The organism is Novosphingobium sp. PP1Y, from assembly GCF_000253255.1.
In the GTDB taxonomy this organism is placed as follows: domain Bacteria; phylum Pseudomonadota; class Alphaproteobacteria; order Sphingomonadales; family Sphingomonadaceae; genus Novosphingobium.
Genome location: NC_015580.1, coordinates 2008818 through 2031016, shown reverse-complemented (window position 1 = coordinate 2031016; position 22199 = coordinate 2008818). Strand labels below are relative to the sequence as shown.

General features: G+C 63.6%; 15 protein-coding genes. 6 read left to right on the top strand and 9 right to left on the bottom strand.

Features of this window, described 5'->3' with window-relative positions; all coding sequences use genetic code 11:
- The first annotated feature begins 62 nt into the window (after positions 1–62).
- Complete coding sequence (locus tag PP1Y_RS15730; protein ID WP_013833113.1) at positions 63–1034, top strand: type II secretion system F family protein; 972 nt, start codon at positions 63–65, stop codon at positions 1032–1034.
- A 13-nt stretch (positions 1035–1047) separates the two neighbouring features.
- Positions 1048–2058: a type II secretion system F family protein gene (locus PP1Y_RS15725; RefSeq protein WP_013833112.1), complete on the top strand. Its 1011-nt coding sequence runs from the start codon at positions 1048–1050 to the stop codon at positions 2056–2058.
- 105 nt (positions 2059–2163) lie between these two features.
- Here PP1Y_RS15725 and mtnP read toward each other — a convergent pair whose 3' ends face one another.
- Genes mtnP through PP1Y_RS15710 form a run of 3 tightly spaced genes read right to left on the bottom strand, consistent with a single transcriptional unit; the run spans position 2164 to position 4502 of the window.
- Entirely contained in the window at positions 2164–3054 is an 891-nt protein-coding gene (mtnP, locus tag PP1Y_RS15720) for an S-methyl-5'-thioadenosine phosphorylase (RefSeq protein ID WP_013833111.1), read from the bottom strand.
- Complete coding sequence (locus tag PP1Y_RS15715; protein ID WP_041558909.1) at positions 3044–3694, bottom strand: TetR family transcriptional regulator; 651 nt, start codon at positions 3692–3694, stop codon at positions 3044–3046. Before PP1Y_RS15715 ends, mtnP begins: the two co-directional genes overlap by 11 nt.
- Before the next feature lie 22 nt (positions 3695–3716).
- Positions 3717–4502: an SDR family oxidoreductase gene (locus PP1Y_RS15710; RefSeq protein WP_013833109.1), complete on the bottom strand. Its 786-nt coding sequence runs from the start codon at positions 4500–4502 to the stop codon at positions 3717–3719.
- Positions 4503–5058: 556 nt separating this feature from the next.
- Here PP1Y_RS15710 and PP1Y_RS15705 point away from each other — a divergent pair.
- Both PP1Y_RS15705 and PP1Y_RS15700 read left to right on the top strand, forming a co-directional pair.
- The gene (locus tag PP1Y_RS15705) at positions 5059–7836 is read left to right on the top strand and encodes a TonB-dependent receptor domain-containing protein (protein ID WP_232512394.1); all 2778 of its coding nucleotides are present in this window, start codon (positions 5059–5061) and stop codon (positions 7834–7836) included.
- A 535-nt stretch (positions 7837–8371) separates the two neighbouring features.
- Entirely contained in the window at positions 8372–11407 is a 3036-nt protein-coding gene (locus PP1Y_RS15700; RefSeq protein WP_232512393.1) for a TonB-dependent siderophore receptor, read from the top strand.
- A gap of 60 nt (positions 11408–11467) precedes the next feature.
- On the opposite strand, the gene clpB is transcribed toward PP1Y_RS15700, so the two are convergent.
- Entirely contained in the window at positions 11468–14047 is a 2580-nt protein-coding gene (gene clpB, locus PP1Y_RS15695; protein ID WP_013833106.1) for an ATP-dependent chaperone ClpB, read from the bottom strand.
- A 218-nt stretch (positions 14048–14265) separates the two neighbouring features.
- On the opposite strand from clpB, the gene PP1Y_RS15690 reads away from it, so the two are divergent.
- Entirely contained in the window at positions 14266–17184 is a 2919-nt protein-coding gene (locus PP1Y_RS15690) for a pitrilysin family protein (protein ID WP_013833105.1), read from the top strand.
- 50 nt (positions 17185–17234) lie between these two features.
- On the top strand, positions 17235–17537 hold the full coding sequence (locus tag PP1Y_RS15685) for a hypothetical protein (protein ID WP_013833104.1): 303 nt from the start codon (positions 17235–17237) through the stop codon (positions 17535–17537).
- A 118-nt stretch (positions 17538–17655) separates the two neighbouring features.
- On the opposite strand, the gene gatB is transcribed toward PP1Y_RS15685, so the two are convergent.
- The 5 genes from gatB to rpsU form a co-directional block, all read right to left on the bottom strand.
- Complete coding sequence (gene gatB / locus PP1Y_RS15680; protein ID WP_013833103.1) at positions 17656–19155, bottom strand: Asp-tRNA(Asn)/Glu-tRNA(Gln) amidotransferase subunit GatB; 1500 nt, start codon at positions 19153–19155, stop codon at positions 17656–17658.
- Positions 19156–19160: 5 nt separating this feature from the next.
- The gene (gatA, locus tag PP1Y_RS15675) at positions 19161–20648 is read right to left on the bottom strand and encodes an Asp-tRNA(Asn)/Glu-tRNA(Gln) amidotransferase subunit GatA (RefSeq protein WP_013833102.1); all 1488 of its coding nucleotides are present in this window, start codon (positions 20646–20648) and stop codon (positions 19161–19163) included.
- A 133-nt stretch (positions 20649–20781) separates the two neighbouring features.
- Positions 20782–21084: an Asp-tRNA(Asn)/Glu-tRNA(Gln) amidotransferase subunit GatC gene (gatC, locus tag PP1Y_RS15670; protein WP_013833101.1), complete on the bottom strand. Its 303-nt coding sequence runs from the start codon at positions 21082–21084 to the stop codon at positions 20782–20784.
- Between the two features lie 133 nt (positions 21085–21217).
- The gene (locus PP1Y_RS15665) at positions 21218–21739 is read right to left on the bottom strand and encodes an FKBP-type peptidyl-prolyl cis-trans isomerase (RefSeq protein ID WP_013833100.1); all 522 of its coding nucleotides are present in this window, start codon (positions 21737–21739) and stop codon (positions 21218–21220) included.
- Positions 21740–21894: 155 nt separating this feature from the next.
- Positions 21895–22101: a 30S ribosomal protein S21 gene (gene rpsU / locus PP1Y_RS15660; protein WP_007011585.1), complete on the bottom strand. Its 207-nt coding sequence runs from the start codon at positions 22099–22101 to the stop codon at positions 21895–21897.
- Between the last annotated feature and the right edge of the window lie 98 nt (positions 22102–22199).

The window sequence follows — 22199 nt, the reverse complement described above, 5'->3', positions numbered from 1 at the left end:
CGGGGGGACACCCTCCCGGACGGGAACGCGGCAAGAGGCTTGGGCAGAAGGCATAGGACAGCATGAACGCACTTCAGCTGATACTGGTCGTAGCGGGAATGACGAGCATCATCGTGCTCCTCTTCTTGGCATTTTCGGGCCCCTCGCCGACCAAGGAATCCGCGCGCCGCCTGAGCAGCCTGCGCTTTCGTCACTCGGAAAGCGCGACCGCGCGGGTCGAGGCCCAGATGCGCAAGGCCGTGGCCGCCCGCAAACCCAAGATGCACCACATCGCCGGGTCCGGATCGCGCATCGACGCGCTGGCCCTGCGCCTGCACCGCTCGGGCCTGTCCTGGACCCTGTCGCAATACATCTACACCTCGGTCGGCATTGCCCTTGCCGTCACCATCGTGTTTTTCCTAAAGTCGGGCGCGTTCTTCCTGTCGCTGGCGTTCGGTCTCTTCCTCGGCGCGGGCCTGCCCCACTCCGTGGTCGGCCATTTCATCAAGCGCCGTTCGAACGCCTTCACCGTGAAGTTCCCCGACGCCATCGAACTGCTCGTTCGCGGCCTGCGCTCGGGTCTACCGGTCACCGAAACGCTGAGCGTGGTCGCCAAGGAAGTTCCCGGCCCGGTCGGCGTGGAATTCAAGCTCGTTACCGAGCGCATCAAGATCGGCAAGACCATGGAGGATGCGCTCCAGGAAACCGCCGACCGCCTGGCGATGCCGGAATTCAACTTCTTCTGCATTACCCTCGCCATCCAGCGCGAAACCGGCGGCAACCTGGCCGAAACGCTTGCCAACCTGGCAGACGTGCTGCGCAAGCGCGCGCAGATGAAGCTCAAGATCCGCGCGATGAGCTCGGAATCGAAAGCCTCCGCCTACATCGTCGGCTCCCTGCCCTTCATCGTCTTCGCCATGATCTGGTGGATCAACCCCGGCTACATCGGCGAATTCTTTATCGACGAGCGTCTGATCGTCGCGGGACTGGGCGGCATGGTCTGGATGGGCATCGGCGCCTTCATCATGGCCAAGATGGTCAGCTTCGAAATCTGAGGGACTGGAAACGATGATCCAACAAGCATCCGGCCCGACGCTCCTCGGTTTCGACGTTGTCTTCGTCGCGACGCTGCTGGCTGCCGTGGCCGCCGTCGCGATGATGTTCGCCATCTATGCCGCGGTCACCGTGCGCGACCCGATGGCCAAGCGCGTCAAGTCGCTCAACCAGCGCCGCGAAGCGCTCAAGGCCGGTATCACCACGACCGCGCGCAAGCGCCAGAGCGTGGTGCGCCGCAACGACACCACCGACAAGATGGGCGCCTTCCTCGGCTCCCTGAAGGTCTTGCAGGACAGCCAGCTAAAGGAAATCCAGCAGAAGCTGGCACAGGCAGGTATCCGCAACAAGGAGTGGGCCGTCGCCGTTGTCTTCGCGCGCCTCGTCGCGCCGATCGTACTGGGCGTCACTGCCGCGATCGTGATCTACGGCATCAACTACTTTCCGGAATGGAGCAGTTTCAAGAAGTTCGGCGGTTTCGCCGTCGCGCTTCTGGCGGGCTACAAGGGCCCCGACATCTTCATCCAGAACATGATCACCAAGCGCACCGACGCGATCCGCAAGGGGCTCCCGGACGCGCTCGACCTGCTGGTCATCTGCGCCGAAGCCGGCCTGACCGTCGACGCCTCGTTCGAACGCGTTGCCCGCGAACTGGGCCGGGCCTATCCGGAACTGGGCGACGAATTCTCGCTCACCTCGATCGAACTGTCATTCCTCACCGAACGCCGACAGGCTTTCGAGAACCTCGCCTGGCGTGTCAATCTCGATGCCGTCAGAGGCGTCGTCACGACGATGATCCAGACCGAGCGCTACGGTACGCCGCTGGCCTCGGCCCTGCGCGTGCTCTCGGCCGAATTCCGCAACGAGCGCATGATGCGCGCCGAAGAAAAGGCCGCGCGCCTGCCCGCGATCATGACCGTGCCGCTCATCCTGTTCATTCTGCCGACCCTGTTCGTCGTCATTCTCGGCCCGGCGGCCTGCTCGATCGCCGATGCCTTCTCGGGCGGCGGCCCCGGCAGCAACTGACAATCCGATCCCGGCAAACAGAAAAGCCCCTCCCGGAAGATCCGCGGAGGGGCCTTTTTTGCACTCAGTAGCAACGCGGAGCGCATGCCCCTCCTCGAACGGAGGTCAGGCGCCCTCGCCGAGTATCCGACTGGCCACCGCATCCAGCCGCGCCACGAGTTGCGGATCGCGCGCTTCCGGCGCGGTCACCAGCGCGTGTTCCAGCGCGTAATCGAAGGGGCTGGGCTCGCGGCGGGCCGGCAGGTTGGCGGCCAGTGCGCGCACAGCCTGCCGCGCCAGTTCGGCATTGGCCTTCATCACTTCCAGCACTTCGGAAACCTCTACCGTCGCGCCCGCGCCGCGCCAGCAGTCGTAGTCGGTGACCATGCCCAGCAAGGCGTAAGGCAGTTCCGCCTCACGGGCTAGGCGCGCCTCGGGCATGGCGGTCATGCCGATGACGTCGGCGCCCCAATCGCGATACATCAGGCTTTCCGCCCGGGTGGAGAATTGCGGCCCGTCGATGGCGATATAGCAACCGGCTTCATGAACGCTGGCACCGGCCAGCCGTGCCGCCGAGGTCGCCATGCCGGCAAGGCGGCGGCAGACTGGATCGGCAAGACTGACATGGGCGACCATGCCGGGGCCGAAGAAGCTGTTGTTGCGCCCCACGGTGCGATCGATGAACTGGTCGACCGCCACGAAATCTCCCGGTGCCATCGCCTCGCGCAGCGAACCGATTGCCGACAGCGCGAGCACATCCGTAACACCGCAACGCTTGAGCACGTCGATGTTGGCGCGGTAGTTCACTTGCGAGGGCGGCAGCACGTGCCCTGCCCCGTGGCGCGCGATGAAGGTGAAACGCACGCCGTTCAGACGGCCGGTCGTAACCGGCCCGGAAGGTTCGCCGAACGGGCTGGAAACCGGAATCTCCTGCGCCTCGTCAAGGTCGATACCGGCGGCCAGTCCCGATCCGCCGATCACTCCGATATGCCAGAAGGGGCTTTTTTCAGCGCGCAAGGATGCCTGCCATGATGATGTCGATGGTGTGTTCGCGGTAGCGGTCGCGCAGTTCCTCGGTCAACGTATCCTGATCGAAGCAATGCTTGAGCACGAGACGCGCCGAGAAGAACCGGTCTACCGCGCCGGTCACGGTAAAGTAGAATAATTGCGGATCGATTTCACGAAACGCACCTGCCTTGACCCCGTCGCCGATGAGCTGTTCGTAGGCGCGGTACATCGGCGAGAGATAGCTGTCGGCAATGCGGCGCGCTTCGGTATCGTCGCTTTCGCGGATCACGCGCATCGTCAGGCGGTTGAGATAGGGCACCGTGTAGAAGGTATCGACGACCTTCCACAGGTGACGGCGGAGCTTGGCTTCCGGGTCCCAGCCGTCCTTGGCAACCAGCGCGTCGACACTGGTGACGATCGCTTTCCAGTCCCGGTCCAGCAGCGCCTTGAGCAGCCCGGCCTTGTTCCCGAAATAGTACTTCACCAGCGCGGAGTTGAGGCCTGAGCGCAGGCTCAGTTCGGACAGCGAAATGTCGATGACATCGCCATCGCGCATGATCTCACTGGCCGTATCCAGCAGCAGGGCGCGGGCACCGGGCGGTACGCCGGCAACCTCACCTTCACCCTTCGCCATCGGCTGCCCCTTCATCGCACTCTTCTGTCCTGCACTGTCATTTCGGCCCCATGCGGATCGCTCCGTCGAGACGGACCGCTTCGCCGTTCATGTAGTCATGTTCAAGCATGAAAAGCGCCAATGCCGCGTATTCCGCCGCTTTTCCGAGCCGTTTGGGGAACGGAACCATGGCCGCAAGCGCCTGCTGCACCTGGTCGGGCATACCGGTCATCATCGGCGTTTCGAAAATGCCCGGCAGGATCGTGTTCACGCGAATCCCTTCGTTCATCAGGTCGCGCGCGATCGGCAGGGTCATGGCCAGCACGCCGCCCTTCGACGCCGCATAGGCGGCCTGGCCGATCTGTCCGTCCTGCGCCGCGACCGAAGCGGTATTTACGATGGCCCCGCGCGCGCCATCTTCGTCCACCGGATCGAGCGTCACCATTCCCGCCGCCGACCTGGAAATGCAGCGGAATGTGCCCACGAGGTTGATTCCGACCGCCTTCTCGAACAGGCCCATGTCATGCGCACGCGGCGCGCCGGTTTCCCGGTTCTTGCCTACAGTCTTGGATGCAGGCGCGATGCCGGCGCAATTGACGAGCACGCGTTCCTGCCCATTGGCCGCCCGCGCCTTTTCGAAACCGGCATCGACACTGGCATCGTCAGTCACGTCGACCGCGCAGAACACGCCGCCGATTTCAGCGGCAAGGGCCTCGCCCGCCTCGGCACTGAGATCGAAGATCGCAACCTTGACGCCCTTCGCCGCAAGAGCACGCGCTGTCGCCGCTCCCAGGCCCGAGGCCGCCCCGGTCACCACCGCAGACACAGAGCTGTCGAGTTTCATCCCGTTTCCTTTTTCCTGCACTCACCCTGCTCATCCGCAGGCGATTTAATCAATCGATTAAATGCCCCTTCGCGGCTGGTCAATGCGCAAGAAAATTATCCGGCGATATCCGCCGGCCGGAAACAGACGAAGGCAAAATTCAAACGCTTCGCATAGAAAGACGGACGGGGAGCGAAGAAGCATGGGCAACTTGCAGTCTCTCCAAGCCACCTCTGCGCAAGAAATTTACCGTTCGGATCGCCAAAACCAATGCTCTATATCCCAGCACCGTGGAATGGTGCGAATTTACGTCGCGCGGGTCAAAATCTCGCGCAAAACCGCACTGTTGCGCCGATAACACAGCTTGCGACACAATTTACACACGAGCTACGATAACCATTGAAAGGCCCTTCCCGCAGAGCAACAAAGCCGGATGACAAAAGGAAGACATTCTTCCCTGCCGTCAAAAACGGGTTGCTTGCCCAGCTTGGTCACACAATCGGCAAGCGCACGAAAATAAGGGACACCAATTGTGAAAAACTTAATCAAGAAGGCCGTCCTGCGGAGCGGGACCTGCTTGTCAGTCTCTGCGATCCTGATTGCAGGCCATGCACAAGCTCAAGAGCAGCCTGCGGACGACGCCGATACCGGTGAAGTGATCATCGTGACGGGTTCGCGCATCACCAGCCCGAACCTCACTTCTTCGAGCCCGGTCTCGGTAGTCAATGGCGACACCTTCAAAGAGTTCAACTCCCCGAGCGTCGAATCTCTTCTCGCCTCCAACCCCCAGTTCCTTCCCGAAAGCGGTCCGGCGGTCAATAACGGCAACCCGGGCGCCGCATCGCTGAACCTGCGCGGCCTCGGAGATCAGCGCACCCTCGTGCTTGTCGATGGCAAGCGAATGGTTTCCTACGATTATAACGGCGTAGTCGACGTAAACTCGATCCCGACTTCGTTGATCAAGCGCGTCGATGTCCTGACCGGTGGCGCATCTGCCGTTTATGGTTCGGACGCCGTGTCCGGCGTTGTCAACTTCGTCCTCGACGACGAGTTCAAGGGCCTTCGCTTCGACGGCTCGACACAGTTGACGAGCCGCGGCGACGCCCCGGTATATGACCTCAACCTGACGGGCGGACTTGAACTGGGCGACCGCGGCAACATCGTTGCTTCCGTCGGCTACCTCAAGCGGGGACTCATTTACCAATCGGCTCGCAAGTTCTCTGCCTTCGCGCTCGACTCCGACGACCTGGTTTCGCCCGGCGGTTCCTCCACGGCTGTCCCGACAGTTTTCGACAACACCTTTGCGGACACCGATGCCGACTACTACCAGGTCGGCGCCGGCAATGACCTGGTTCCGTTCTATGAGCCCTATAACTACGCCCCGCCGAACTACCTGATCACTCCCCAGGAGCGTTGGCTCGGCACCGTCCTTGCCAAGTACGAAGTTGCCGATGGCGTCGAAGTTTACGGTCGCGGAAGCTACATTCGCAGCAAGGTCAACAGCCAGAGCGCGCCGACTGGCACCTTCGGCTATTCCTTCAATATCTTCCCTGACAACCCGTACCTGACCGATCAGCAGCGCGATCTGTTCTTCAACGGCATTGGAACGATCAATGCCGACGGTTCGACGACTGTAAACATTCGTAGGCGTATTGTCGAAAGCGGTGGCCGCACTACCACTTACGATAACGAATCCTGGCAGGCCGTGCTGGGTGTTCGCGGCGATCTTTCCGACACTTGGAGCTACGACGTCTTCGGACAGTACGCCAAGACGACCCGCAACATCGCCTATCTTAACGACATCACCTACGCGCGCGTCGCGCAGGCATTGGACGCTGTTCAGGTGGGATCGGACATCGTCTGCCGTGACGCAAGCAACGGCTGCGTTCCGATCAATCTGTTCACGACCGACCCCCTCACGCCCGATGCCGTTTCGTTCATTTCGGCAAGTGGTCGGGAGCGCGACGTAACGCAGCAGTGGGTCGCTGGTGCAGCTCTTTCGGGTAGCTTCGGCTCCATCTCCCCGTGGTCGGACACCGATATCGGTGTCGCGCTGGGCATCGAATACCGTAAGGAAAAGGCGCGTGCCGACATCGACGACGCTTTTGCGTCGGGCGATCTGATCGGATACGGTCAGGGCATTCCCTTCCCTGCGTTCAGTTACGACGTGAAGGAAGCCTACGGCGAATTGCTGATCCCGGTTGTCTCTGACCGCCCGGGATTCCGCGAGCTCACTCTTGAGACTGGCGCGCGCTACTCGGATTACTCGTCCGTAGGCAGCGTCTTCACCTGGAAGGCCGGCGCGAACTGGATGCCGGTCGATGGTGTTCGCCTGCGCGGTATGTTCCAACGAGCCGTTCGTGCCCCGAACATGTACGAACTTGCCACTCCGCAGGTGTCGAGCATCGACAACCTCGACACGGATCCCTGCGCTGGCGACAATCCAGTCGGCAATGCCACTCTGACCGACCTTTGCATCGCTACAGGCGCTCCTGTTGGCCAGATTGGCCGCATCCCAGAGCCGGTCGCGGGACAGATCAACGCCTTCTCCGGCGGCAATCTCGATCTGAAAGCAGAAAAGGCCAACACGATCACAGTGGGTGTCGTGCTCAATCCGCCGAGCATCCCTGGCATGACCCTGTCGGTCGACTACTACGACATCAAGATCAAGAATGCGATCGACACGCTCGGCGGCTCGCCGCAGAACGTCGTGGATGCGTGCTATAGCATCATTCAGGATGCAAATAGTGCCTATTGCCAGGCGATCCACCGCAACGCCCTCAGCGGCTCGCTCTCGGGCGGGATCGACTTCGGCGTCGACCAGTTCCAGTTCAACGCGGCATCGCGCACGACACGCGGCGTCGACGTTCAGTTCGACTACAAGCGCCCTGTCGGTGCCTACACTGTCGGCCTGAACGTTGCTGGAACCTATGTGGCCACCTACAAGAAGCAGGGCGCATCGTTCCTTCCGGAAACCGAATGTGCCGGTCGTTTCGGCTTTGCCTGCAACTTTGCTCCCATGCCCAAGTGGAAGCACACTGCAACGCTCACCTTCGGCGGCGACGATTTCAATCTTGCCGGTCGCTGGCGCCTCATTGGCGGCGTCAAGGAAGACTCCGGAACGGACATCCTGAAGTCCAAGATCCCCAGCGTCAGCTACTTTGACTTCACCGCGAATTTCAACGTGGAGGAATCTTATACGCTTCGCCTCGGGATCCAGAACGCATTCGACAAGCAGCCTCCGATCGTCGGTTCGGCAGCAGGTGGTACGGCATACAATGCGGCGAATACATTCCCGTCTGTGTACGACGTGCTGGGTCGGACATTCTTCGTCGGCCTGACGGCGAAATACTGAGAAATCTCCAAGTGAGATTGCCTTGATCAGGGAGCGGTAGACCAACGGTTTACCGCTCCCTTTTTATTGGCAATGCAGACAAAATGACACGCGGCGCCCTTGGCACCTACTTTGTCTCGGTGAACGGACAGCGCGCGATCAAGATGCGACGAGTGAAATAAGTGCAGATGCCTGGCAGGACATGGCGCCAAGCATCTAATCCATAAAGACATTCACTTCGAGCGTTGCACGCGCGGCGTACATTGATCGGTGCTGCGCGATATCCCGCTTCGCCTTGCATGCCCGCGAGGTCGCTGGAATCGCGGTCGGGCAAGCGCCTCTCCCGCCCGTGCGCGAGCAACATGGTGTTGCACATCTGTCACTTGCGTCAACACAATCTTCACCATGAAGCGATATTCATCGTGCCGCGGTTTGGGCGCGGAATCTAACTTCGCGATTTGAAAGTGCGAAGAACAGATCCTGTCACAACGGAAATAAGGGTTCGTCAATTCCAGATGCGCTGTCGATGGACAATCACAGCAGAGGGGCAAAGATAGTGAAAGCGATTCCAACCAAGGCGGTACTTCACAGTGCAATCTGCCTTGCGGCATTGGCCATTGGCGGCACTAATACTGCTTCCGCCCAGGATGCGGCCGATGCAGCGGAACAAGGCAATCCGATCATCGTCACGGGCTCGCGCATCGCACGACCGGAACTGTCTGCTGCCAATCCCGTGATCACCGTCACCAATGAGGACATCGCCTCGTCCGGCACGGTCAACCTGACAGATTACCTCCAGACGATACCCGCGCTGCAGAACTCCTTCAGTTCCTTTGACAGCAGCGGAGATCGCGCGGGCATCGGGACCACCGGCCTCAACTTGCTGGACCTGCGTAATCTCGGTGCCGAGCGCACCCTCGTGCTCATCGACGGCAGGCGCCAGGTCGCTGCCTTCAAGGGGCTCCAGGCCGTCGATATCAACACTATCCCGACCGACCTCATCGAGCGGGTCGAGGTGCTGACCGGCGGGGCTTCGGCCATCTATGGCGCGGACGGCGTTTCAGGCGTCGTCAACTTCGTCCAGAAGAAAGACTTCGAAGGCGTGACCGCCCGCGTGCAGAACGGCATCTCCAGCCGCGGCGACGCCGGACAGCGCCTGATCGCCCTCACCGCAGGCCACAATTTCGCACAGGGCCGGGGCAACTTCGCGATCGCGTGGGAACATGGTGAGCAGGATCGGCTGACCCAGCAGCAGCGCAAGCGCTATTCGGGCACGAACCGTACAGGGTTCTATTTCAATCCTGACAAAATCTCCTCGACAGGCCAGCTCGTCGACGGGGAACCGTTCTATGTGCCGCTCGATGACGTCCACTATTTCGACACGTCGCGCGCAGGAGGCATCGACGTCAATTACGACGGCGTTCCCGATTTCTTCGGAGCACAAGGAACCCCTTTCGACCCCGGCGAAGTCCTGCAGCCCACGCCGCCGGGTGTGCAGCCGTACCTGTATCGCCGCGGCGGCAACGGCACCCTTGTCGCGGACTACGGCAACGATCTGCTGCCTGAGATCAATCGCGACATCGTCAGCGCGGTCGCACATTTCGACTTCAGCGATGCCTTCACGCTTTATGCGGAAGGCAAGTACGCCAACACGCAGTCGTTCAGCCTCGGCCAGCCAACTTACGACTATTACCTCTTCATTCAGGCCGACAATCCGTACATCCCGGACGCCGTCCGCCCGTTCATCTTTCCCGTTAGCCCGTTCGGCGACCCCTTCGGTCCCGCCGGGGTCCTGGTCAATCGCGACAACTTCGATTTCGGCCGCCGCGGCGAAGACATCGAGCGCGAGACCATCCGCACGGTCATAGGGGCCAAAGGCGACCTCACGCCCAACCTTTCCTACGACCTTTCCTATGTCTATGGGCAGACCAAGGTCACCGCGGACTACATCGGCAATATCCTGAGCGACCGCTTCTACGCCGCCATCGACGCGGTGAGCGATGGCGCTGGCGGTGTGACCTGCCGGGCCAACGTGATGCCAGGATGGACACCGTTTCAGCCCGCCGTCTACACGCGCGCTCCAATCCCGCCGGTGACGTTCTCGCCGGGCGACTGTGTCCCGCTCAACATCTTCGGCGAAGGCGTCGCCTCGCAGGAAGCCATCGACTGGATCACTGCCGATACCACCGACCGCACGAAGCTGACCCAGCATGTCGTCAGCGGCGCGATCACCGGCAACACCGGGTCCACGTTCGCGTTTCCCGGCGGTCCGCTCGGCTTCGCGGTCGGCGGAGAATACCGCAAGGAAAAGAGCAACTTCACTCCCGATCCGCTGGTTGCGCAGGGCCTGACCTGGACGAACGTGCTGGGCGGCTCGAAGGGCCGGTTCGACGTCTGGGAAGCATTCGCCGAGGTCAATGCGCCGCTGCTTGCCGACATGCCCTTCGCCCACCGCCTGGATGTGGATGCGGCCATCCGCTATTCCGACTATTCCACCGTCGGTTCCACGACGGCCTGGAAGTTCGGCGGCAACTGGGCGCCGGTTCGCGACATTGCCTTGCGCGGCACCTACTCGCACGCAGTCCGTGCGCCCAACATCACCGAACTGTTCGGGGCGACCTCGCAGACTTTCCTGCCGGTAAACGATCCCTGCAGCTTCGTGCAGGTGCAGAACGGCAGCCAATACCGCGCCGCGAACTGTCAGGCCCTGCTGACCAGCCTGGGCGTAGCCAATCCGGCCACGTTCATCGGCCAGCCCAACCGGGTTGGCGGCCTCGTCACCGCCAATCCGGATTTGCGCGAGGAAACCGCCAAGACCTTTACCGCAGGCGTGGTGATCCAGCCCAGCTTCATTCCGCGCCTTGTCGTGACGGCTGACTGGTATGACATCAAGATCGACGATGCCATCAACACCGCCAGCGCGGATCAGCTTGCCGGACTTTGCGTGGACCAGCAGTCGCTCGACAACGCCTACTGCGACCTTATCGCGCGGCAGGGTTCCGGTGACGCCAACCCGGGCTACATCTCGGGCTTCACGCTTTCGCCGTTCAACGTCGCGAACTTCAAGACGTCCGGGCTCGATTTCACCGTCAGCTACTTGCACCCGACCGACAGCGCCGGGACTTTCGGTCTGCGCCTCGTGGGCAATTACCTGCATGAGCTGAAGTTCGTCCCCGTCCCGGGCGCCGATGCGATCAACAAGGCCTATCTGCCCGGATCGCCCAAGTTCCAGATCACCACCGACCTTACCTGGGCCAAGGGCCCGGTCAGTTTCGACTGGCAGATCAACTATGCATCAAGCACTTATCGCTTCGACCGCCAGACCATTGCCAGCAACCCGGATATCGTCGCGCCGGAGTACCTGAAGTACAAGGAGCGCTTCACCCACGATCTCAGCTTCCGGGTCCAGGCATCGGATCGGTTCGAATTCTATGGCGGCGTGAACAACATGTTCGACCAGAAGCCCTCGTTCGCCCTGCTTAACTATGCAGGCGCCGAATCGGGCCTCAATACGCCGGTCAGCGCAGTCGGTCGCTTCTTCTTCGTGGGGGCGCGCGTGAAGATGGCGGACATCTTCGGCGGACCGCAGTAAGCCCGACTTATCCGGTACATGTAAAAAGGGCGGGATCTTCGCAGATCCCGCCCATTTCGTTTACTCCACGGCGATCGCCAGGGCGCCGTCGCCGTCGTCGATCCGCACGGTCGAGCCGTCGGGGATCTCGCCGGCCAGCAGTTTCTCGGCAAGCGGATCCTGCAGGTAGCGCTGGACCGCCCGCTTGAGCGGCCGCGCACCGTAGACCGGATCGTAGCCGACTCGGCCCAGCCAGCGCTTGGCGGCATCGGTCAGGTCGAGCTCGATCTTGCGGTCCTTGAGCAGCTTCTGCACCCGCGAGACCTGGATCTCGACGATCGGGCCCATGTGGTCCTGGCCAAGGCGGTGGAACAGGATGATCTCGTCGAGACGATTGAGGAACTCGGGCCGGAAGTGCGCGCGAACGACTTCCATCACCTGCGGCTCCACGCTCTCGACGTCCTTGCCATCCTCGATCTGGGTCAGGTACTGGCTGCCCAGGTTCGAGGTGAGGATGATCAGGGTATTGGTGAAGTCCACCAGCCTGCCCTGCCCATCGGTCAGGCGGCCGTCGTCCAGCACCTGCAGCAGCACGTTGAACACGTCCGGGTGCGCCTTCTCGACCTCGTCGAACAGCACGACCTGATAGGGCCGGCGCCGCACCGCCTCGGTCAGCACCCCGCCTTCCTCGTAGCCGACATAACCCGGAGGCGCGCCGATCAGGCGAGCCACCGCGTGCTTTTCCATGAACTCGGACATGTCGATGCGAACCATCGCGCTGTCGTCGTCGAACAGGAAGCCGGCCAGCGCCTTGGTCAGCTCGGTCTTGCCGACGCCCGTCGGGCCGAGGAACAGGAACGAGCCGAGCGGGCGGTTCGGGTCCTGCAGACCTGCCCGGGCACGGCGGACGGCCTTGGACACCGCCTGCACGGCCTGCTCCTGCCCGATCACGCGCTCACCGATCACCTGCTCCATCTTGAGCAGCTTCTCGCGCTCGCCCTCGAGCATCTTGTCGACCGGCACACCGGTCCAGCGGCTGACGACACCGGCGATGTCGTCCTCGGTCACTTCCTCGCGCAGCAGCGCATTGGCCGACTGGTCCTGCGCCTCGGCGAGCTGCTTTTCCAGGTTCGGGATCGTGCCGTATGACAATTCGCCTGCACGGGCGAGATCACCCGAACGCTGGGCCTGCTCCAGTTCGAGGCGCGCTGCATCGAGCTGCTCCTTGAGCTTGCCTTCGGCGGCGATCTTGTCGCGCTCGTTCTGCCAGCGGGTCGTCAGCTCGCTCGACTGCTGCTCGAGGTTCGCCAGTTCCTCGCGCAGGGACCTGAGCCGGTCGGCCGAAGCCTCGTCGGTCTCCTTGCCCAGCGCCGATTCCTCGATCTTGAGCTGGATGATCCGGCGATCGAGTTTTTCGATTTCCTCGGGCTTGCTCTCCACTTCCATGCGGATTCGGCTCGCGGCCTCGTCCATGAGGTCGATCGCCTTGTCGGGCAGGAAGCGGTTGGTGATGTAGCGGTTGGACAGGGTCGCAGCCGCCACGATCGCGCCATCGGTGATCCGCACGCCGTGGTGCAGCTCGTACTTCTCCTTGAGGCCGCGCAGGATCGAGATGGTGTCCTCGACCGTCGGCTCGCCCACGAAGACGGGCTGGAAGCGGCGCTGCAACGCGGCGTCCTTCTCGACGTACTTCTGGTACTCGTCGAGCGTGGTTGCACCGATGCAGTGCAGCTCGCCGCGCGCGAGCGCGGGCTTCAACAGGTTGCCCGCGTCCATCGAGCCTTCCGAAGCGCCCGCACCGATCAACGTATGCATCTCGTCGATGAACAGGATTATGTCGCCCTCGGCGCCCTTCACTTCGTCGAGCACGGCCTTGAGGCGTTCCTCGAACTCGCCGCGGTACTTCGCGCCCGCGATCAGCGCGCCCATGTCGAGCGCCATGAGACGCCGGTCCTTGAGGCTGTCTGGCACGTCGCCATTGGCAATGCGCAGCGCGAGGCCCTCGGCAATGGCGGTCTTGCCGACACCGGGATCGCCGATAAGGACGGGGTTGTTCTTGGTGCGCCGGGCAAGGATCTGCACGGTGCGGCGGATCTCCTCGTCGCGGCCGATGACCGGGTCGAGCTTGCCCTCGCGCGCCGCTTCGGTGAGGTCGCGCGCATATTTCTTCATCGCGTCGTAGGCATTCTCCGCGCCCGCGCTGTCGGCGGTGCGGCCGCCGCGCAGTTCGGTGATCGCGGCTTCGAGCGCCTGCGCAGTGACATTGGCCGCCTTGAGCGCCTGACCGGCCGGCGTCGTGCTGGCAAGCACCAGCGCAAGCAGCAGCCGCTCGACAGTGACGAAGCTGTCGCCGGACTTGGTCGCAGCCTGCTCCGCCGCGTCGAGAACGCGCACGGCATCGTTGTCGAGACCCGGCGCCCCCTGGGCACCGCTGCCCGAGACCACCGGCACCTTGGCCAGCGCCTTGTCGAGTTCGTCGGTCGCGAACTGCGGATTGCCGCCCGCACGCTTGATGAGCCCGGCGGCCATGCCTTCGGGATCGTCGAGCAGCGCCTTGAGGATGTGCTCGGAACTGATGCGCTGGTGGTTCAGACGGATGGCCACGGTCTGCGCCGCCTGAAGGAACCCCTTGGCCCGGTCGGTGAACTTTTCGAGATTCATGGTCTTTCGTGCCTCCTGATCCCGACGATATAGTGTTGCATTTTTGCAACACAAGGACCGCTGCGATACTTTTTATCCGGTCCATTTGGGACCTTATGCAGCGGATTCAATTGTCCGGGATCAAGAATGCAAAAAGGCGGCCCACGCATATGTGGATCGCGTCGTCGCGCGTCATGGAATCGCTGGCCTGTCGGCCGCAGCGTGCTAGACCTCGGCTCATGAGAATTCTGCCCCTCACGAGCGCCACTGCGCTTGCCGCCGCACTTCTCCTTTCAGCCCTGCCTACGGCGAGCACCGCCGCCGCACCACCCGCGCAGACGCAGAGCGCGCAAGTCGCCCCGGCCGCGAGCGACACCGGAACGGCGACCCCGCAGGAACTCGTCGCCAAGGTCGACATACCTTTCGAAAAGTTCGTCCTCGCCAACGGGCTGACGACCATCGTCCACACCGACCGCAAGGCCCCGATCGTTTCGGTGACGCTCTACTACAAGGTCGGATCGAAGAACGAACCGCGCGGCCATACCGGCTTTGCCCATCTCTACGAGCACCTGTTCTTCGGCGGCTCGGCCAATGTGCCCGACTTCGACGTGCCGCTCGAGGCGGCCGGATCGACGCCGACCAACGGTTCGACCTGGTACGACCGCACGAACTACGTCGAGACGGTACCGACCGGCGCACTCGACCTTGCGCTGTTCATGGAAAGCGACCGCATGGGATGGCTGCTGCCCGCAGTCACCCAGGACAAGCTCGACAAGCAGCGCGGCGTTGTCCAGAACGAGAAGCGCCAGGGCGACAACCAGCCATACGGCCTGTTCGACTATGCGCAGGCGGACGGCCTCCTGCCCGTCGGCCATCCCTATCGCCACGCCACCATCGGTTCGATGGCGGACCTCGACGCCGCGACACTTACCGACGTTCGCAAGTGGTTCACTGAACACTACGGTCCCAACAACGTCGTCCTCGTCCTGTCCGGTGACATCGATGCGGCCACGGCCCGGCCCAAGGTAGAAAAATGGTTCGGCCAGATCCCCCGCGGGCCCGAGATCGAGCCGGTCAAGGCCGGGCCGGTCACCCTGCCCGCCCCGCTATCGCGCGACATTACCGACCAGGTCCCGGTCCTGCGGCTGACCCGCAACTGGACCGCGCCCGGCATCAACGATCCGGATACGCCCGCTCTCAAGGTCGGTCTGCACATTCTGGGCGGTCTTGCCAGCTCGCGGCTCGACAACGAACTGGTGCGCGGCAAGCAACTGGCCGTCGCGGTGACCGCCTTCGACCAGGTTTTCGAGCAGCTCAGCTTCCTGCAGATGACGATGGACGTGAAGCCCGGCGTGGACCGCGCCGTGGCCGAAGCGGCCTTCGACAAGGTCCTTGCCGACTACTTGCGCGACGGGCCGACCGAGGACGAAGTGCGCCGCGCCGTCGTCAGCACCCTTTCGGGTGAGATCGGCGGGCTCGAGCGCGTCGGCGGCTTCTACGGCAAGGGCGCGACGCTGGCCGAGGGGCAGGTCTATTCGGACGATCCGGCCAAGTACAAGCGCGACCTTGCCGCTATGGCCGCCCTGACGCCGGCACAGGTCAAGGCCGCGCTCAACAAGTGGATGTCGCGCCCGGTCTATGCGCTGAACGTCGTGCCCGGTCCGCGCACCGAAAGCGGCGACACGATGGGCGGTTGGGGCGACGAGGCCGATCACGCCGCGCCGCCTGCCGATCCGCATGCCGAGGCCCCCGCGCTGGCCCCGGCGCCCAAGCGCGAATTCCCGCCGGTGCAACCGGTCGGTGAACTCGCATTCCCGGCCATCGAGCACGCGACCTTGTCGAACGGCATCCCGGTCGCACTGGCCCGCCGCACCGCCGTGCCCAAGCTGGTCCTCTCGATGGACTTCGATGCCGGCTATGCTGCCGACGCGCTCGATACGCCCGGTACGCAAGGCATGATGCTGGAGATGCTCGACCAGGGCACCGACCGCCTCGATGCAACCGCCATCGCCGAAGCGCAGGAGCGCCTGGGCGCACAGATCCAGATCGACGGCTCGCTCGATACCAGCACCGTCACCCTCTCGGCGCTCTCGGACAATCTGGCACCCTCGCTCGACCTGATGGCCGACCTCGTCCTGCATCCCGCCTTCAAGCCCGCCGACGTCGCGCGGGTGAAGGCGCAGGCCGAGGCGGAACTGGCGCAGAAGCTCTCCTCGCCCAATGCCATGGCCCTGCGCGCGCTGGGCTCCACCCTCTTCGGCCAGCACCCCTATGCGCAGCCGACCGATGGCCTGGGCAATGCCGCCTCGCTCGCAGCGCTGACGCCTGCCGCGCTGCGCGCCGCGCACGACAAGTGGCTGCGCCCCGACCTCGCGCGCATCACCGTCGTTGGCGACATCACCATGGACCGGCTCAAGCCGATGCTGGAACAGGCCTTCGGTGCATGGAAGGCTCCGAAGAGCGCTGCCCCAGTCAAGCCGCTCGGCGCTGCCGTACCGGCCGCGCAGGGGCGCATCGTCCTGATCGACCGCCCCAATTCGCCGCAGTCGGTGATCATGGCCGGACGCGTCCTGCCAATCACCGGGCGCAAGGCCGATACCGAGGCACTGGGGCTTGCCAACGACGTGCTCGGCGGCGGCTTCCTCTCACGGCTGAACAAGGACCTGCGTGAGGAAAAGGGCTGGAGCTACGGCGTCTACAGCAGCGTCACCCAGCCCACCGGCCCGCGCACTTTCGTGGTCAGCGCGCCGGTGCAGGCCGACCGGACCGGCGATGCCATCAAGGCGATCATCGCCGATGTCGGCGCCTTCCCGGGCCAGAAGCCGATCACGCAGGAAGAACTGCAGCGCGTCACGGAAGGTACGATCCGCGCCCTGCCCAACCAGTTCGAGACCAACGCCGCAGTGCAGGCTGCCATTCGCAAGAACGAGCGCCTCGGCCGCCCCGAGGACTATTACGTCAAGCTGGCGGCGAAATTCCGCGGCATCGGGGCCAGGGCCATCGAAGCCTCGGCGAACGAATTCCTGCGACCCGGCGGCATGACTTATGTCGTGGTCGGCGACCGCAAGATCGTCGAACCGCAGCTCGAAGGACTCGGCCTTCCGATAGACGTGCAGCAGGCCCCGCAGGCCGCAGCCGACGACCAAAGCGTGGAATGATCCGGCAAAGACACCAGACGCCACCCCGACGCCACAAGGAGAATGACCCCATGTCAGTAGGCGGCAGCTACGATTGCATCACCAAAACCCCGCTCGGCGACCAGAAGGGAGTCCTCACCGTGGTTCCGGGCGACGGCGACAGCTTCACCGGCAATATCACCGGCGATCTCGGCTCCATGGACATCAGGGACGGCCGCATCTCGGGCAATACCCTGAGCTGGCAAATGAAGATGACCATGCCGATGCCGATGGACCTCGACTGCACGGCCACCGTCGAAGGCGATGTCATCACCGGCAAGGTCAAGGCCGGCATGTTCGGAACGATGGACCTGACCGGCACGCGCCGGGCCTGAAGCCATGCGACGGGCACGCCCAGTCCCCGGGCCTCACCCTTCGCCAGGCTCAGGGTGAGCGGCTGACGGATAAGCGATCCCCCTCCCCGTCGCACTGCAACGGGGAGGGGCCGTAACCTCAGGCCAGCTTGGCCTTCAGGATTTCGTTGACGACCTGCGGGTTGCCCTTGCCCTTCATGGCTTTCATCGTCTGGCCGACGAAGAAGCCGAACAGGGCTTCCTTGCCCGCCTTGTACTGCTCGACCTTGTCGGCATTGGCAGCGAGCACCTTGTCCACCTCGGCCTCTATGGCGCCGGTGTCCGATTCCTGCTTGAGGCCTTCGCGCTCGACGATCACGCCTGCGTCTTCGCCCGTCTCGAGCATGATCTCGAGCACCTGCTTGGCCGCCGAGCCGGAGATCGTGCCCTTGGCGATCAGGGCGAGAAGATCGCCGCCCTTTTCGGGGGTTACCGGCGATTCCTCAAGTGAAGTGCCCAGCTTGTTGAGCGCACCGAACAGTTCGGAGATCAGCCAGTTGGCCGCCTGCTTGGCGACTTCGGCGGGCTGCTTGCCGGCCGCCCGTGCAGTTTCGGCAAGGAGACGTTCGAACCAGCGCGCGGTCTCGACCTCGGCGGTCAGCACGCCCGCATTGTAGGGCGAAAGGCCCAGCTCGTTCTCATAGCGGTGGCGCTTGGCGTCCGGCAGTTCGGGCAGCGAGGCGCGGCACTCTTCGAGGAACGCGTCGTCCAGCTCGAGCGGCAGGAGGTCGGGATCGGGGAAGTAGCGATAGTCGTGCGCATCTTCCTTAGAGCGCATCGAACGGGTCGTGCCGCTGGTCGGATCGAACAGGCGGGTTTCCTGCACGATCTTGCCGCCGCTCTCGAGCACGTCGACCTGGCGGTTCGCCTCATGCTCGATCGTCTGCATGACGAAGCGCACCGAGTTGACGTTCTTGGTCTCGGTACGGGTACCGAATTCCTCGCCCGGGCGGCGCACCGACACATTGACGTCGCAGCGCATCGAGCCCTGGTCCATGTTGCCGTCGCATGAGCCGACATAGCGCAGGATCGTCCGCAGCTTCGAGACGTAAGCCCCTGCCTCTGCGGGAGAACGCATGTCCGGACGGCTGACGATTTCCATCAGCGCCACGCCAGAGCGGTTGAGATCGACGTAGGACATCGTCGGATGCTGGTCGTGCATCAGCTTGCCCGCGTCCTGTTCGACGTGGATGCGCTCGATGCCGATGGTCTTGGTGTCTTCGGGGTTCTTGTCGTCCAGCGCGATCTCGATCGCACCCTCGCCCACCAGCGGGTGGTAGAGCTGGCTGATCTGGTAGCCCTGCGGCAAGTCCGCGTAGAAGTAGTTCTTGCGGTCGAAGCGCGACCACTTGTTGATCTGCGCGTCGATGGCCATGCCGGTGCGCACCGCCTGGCGGATGCACTCGCGGTTGAGCACGGGGAGCATCCCCGGCATCGCCGCATCGACAAGGCTGACCTGCGAGTTCGGCTCCGCGCCGAACGCGGTTGCCGAGCCGGAGAACAGCTTGGAGTTCGAAGTGACCTGCGCGTGGACTTCGAGGCCGATCACGACCTCCCAGTCACCGGTTGCGCCCTGGATGCGATAAGTGCTGTCAGCCATTTCTCTTACCACCACTTGGCCGGCTTGGCCGTGAACCCGGCCCGCTGTTCGATCGCGAGGCCGGCATTGAGAACGCCCTGTTCGTCGAAGGCCTTGCCGATGACCTGCAGGCCGAGCGGCAGCCCTTCGCGGTTGATGCCCGCCGGGACCGACATCGCCGGCAGGCCCGCCAGCGAGGCGGGAACCGAGAAGACGTCGTTGAGGTACATGCTCAGCGGATCGTCGGACTTTTCGCCCAGCGCGAAGGACGCGGTCGGCGTGGTCGGCGCGAGGATGACGTCGCATTCCTCGAAGGCCCTGGCGAAGTCCTGGCTGATCAGGGTGCGCACCTTTTGAGCCTGCGTGTAGTAGGCGTCGTAGAAGCCAGCCGAAAGGACGTAGGTGCCGATCAGGATGCGGCGCTTCACCTCGGCGCCGAAACCGGCGGCGCGGGTGGCCGCGTACATGTCCTGCAGGTTGGCCCCGTCGGGCAGGTCGCGCAGGCCATAGCGCACGCCGTCATAGCGCGCGAGGTTCGAGGAAGCCTCGGCCGGCGCGATGATGTAGTAGGCGGGCAGCGCATACTTGGTGTGCGGCAGCGAAATCTCGACGACTTCTGCGCCCGCATCCTTCAGCCATGCAACGCCCTGGTCCCACAGCGCGGCGATCTCGGCGTCCATGCCGTCCATGCGGTATTCGCGCGGAATGCCGACCTTCTTGCCCTTGAGATCGGCGGAAAGACCGGCTTCCCACTGCGGCACCGGCATGTCGAGGCTGGTCGAATCCTTGGGATCGAAGCCGGCCATGGCTTCCAGCATGATCGCGCAGTCGCGGGTGTCGCGCGCCATCGGCCCGGCCTGGTCGAGCGAGCTGGCGAAAGCGACGATGCCCCAGCGCGAGCAGCGTCCGTACGTCGGCTTGATGCCGGTAATGCCGGTGAAGGCGGCAGGCTGGCGGATCGAACCGCCGGTGTCGGTGCCGGTCGCGGCCGGGCACAGGCGCGCCGAAACGGCAGCGGACGAACCGCCCGAGGAACCGCCCGGCGCAAGTGCGGCATTGCCGCTGTCGTTGCGACGCCAGGGCGAGATCACGTTGCCGAAGTAGCTGGTCTCGTTCGAGGAACCCATCGCGAACTGGTCGAGGTTGAGCTTGCCCAGCATGCCCGCGCCCGCGTCCCACAGCTTCTGCGAAACGGTCGATTCGTACTCGGGCCTGAAGCCTTCGAGGATGTGGCTGGCAGCCGTGGTCTGCACGCCGCGGGTGGCGAACAGGTCCTTCATGCCGATGGGCACGCCGCCCATCTTGCCCAGCGCTTCGCCCTTGGCGCGCCGGGCGTCGGTGGCCCTGGCGGCTTCGACCGCAGCTTCGGGGGTGGCGACGATGAAGGCGTTGAGCGCCTCCTGTGCGGCAGCGACATTGGCGTTGAACGCCTCGGCCACTTCGACGGCGGTGAATTCGCCGCCGGCAACGCCGTCGCGGATCTGGGCTACGCCAAGTTCGGTAAGGTCAGTCATGCTGCTTCCAGCCGATAATGTTGCGCGCGTGCCTCGACAGGCTCGGCACGAGCGGAGGTAGAAAGACGAATTTCGCAGACATCCGCGCGCCCTGCGCTTGTCGCGGGGCAGGCGCGGCGTCCGCGACCTGGCACTATTCGATCACCTTGGGCACGCCGAAGAAGCCGTGCTCGGCAGCCGGCGCATTGGCAAGCACGGCATCGCGCTTGTTGCCGCCGGTCAGCGGATCGGCGTCGATCACGTCTTCGCGCAGGCGCAGCTTGTTGGGGATCACGGCCGTCATCGGCTCAACGCCGGTAACGTCGACTTCGCCGAGTTGCTCGACCCAGGCGAGAATGCCGTTGAGTTCAGGGACCATCGCCTCGAGCTCCTGCTCGCTCACCTTGATGCGGGCGAGGCTGGCGATCTTGGCCACGGTTGCGGTATCGACCGACATGGCTGTTCCTCAATGATGACGGGGCCGACGCGCGGCCCCGTTTCGATAAATGGGCTGTGAGCGGGCGCTAGCACCCGCTCCTGACCGCATCAAGCGGCGAAGCAGGCGCGGATCAGCCCGGATCAGCCCCGGATCAGGGGTGAGCCGGTGCTTCTGCGCCCGGCATGCCGCCCTGCGACTGCATCTGCTGGAGCTGCTGGAGGATGCGCTGCTGCTGCTCGATCTCGGCGCGGCTCTTGAAGTCGATCAGTTCGATTTCGAAGGTCAGGTCGGTGTTGGCGGGAATGTCGCCGACGGCCTTGTCGCCATAGGCCAGCTCCGAGGGGATCTCGACCTTGTACTTGCCGCCGCGCTGCATCTTGACCAGCGCCTTGGTAAAGCCCGGGACGACTTCGTTGAGCGCCATGGGGACCTGCTTGGCCTCGTCGAAGACCTTACCGTCGGGCAGCGTGCCCTTGTAGTTGATCAGCACGACGTCATCGGCGGTCGGGGATTCGCCCGAACCGGCGGTCAGCGTCTTCACGTCGACCGAAGGCGGAAGTGCGGCATAGGCCACGCCGCCGGCCGCCAGGGCAATTGCGGCAACGCCGAGCCAAATCTTGGTGACGGCGCCCTTGGCAACAGGCTGCAGCGGGACGCGGGTGATCTCTGTCATCTTCGTTAGGCCTCGTACGAAAATTCGCCCCACAGGCAGATACACAAAGGGCGCGGATGGAAATTCCGCGCCCTCATGGCTCAAGCAGATGCGGCGTTCAAGCACGAACGCCGCGCTCAATGGATGTTTCCCGCATTTGCAGCGGGAAAGGCGTCTTACTTGACGCCGTCGCGCTCCATGCGCTTGCGCTCAAGCTTGCGGGCGCGGCGCACGGCAGCGGCCTTTTCGCGGGCGCGCTTTTCCGACGGCTTCTCGTAGTGACGGCGCAGCTTCATTTCGCGATAGACACCTTCCCGCTGCAGCTTCTTCTTGAGCGCACGAAGGGCCTGATCAACATTGTTGTCGCGAACCATGATCTGCATAAACCGAAACACCTCACAAAAATAACGAACGAAGCTCGCCCCGCGTCGTTTCCCGCGTGGCAAACTGCGAATCTGAAAGCCAAAAACAGGGCCGCACC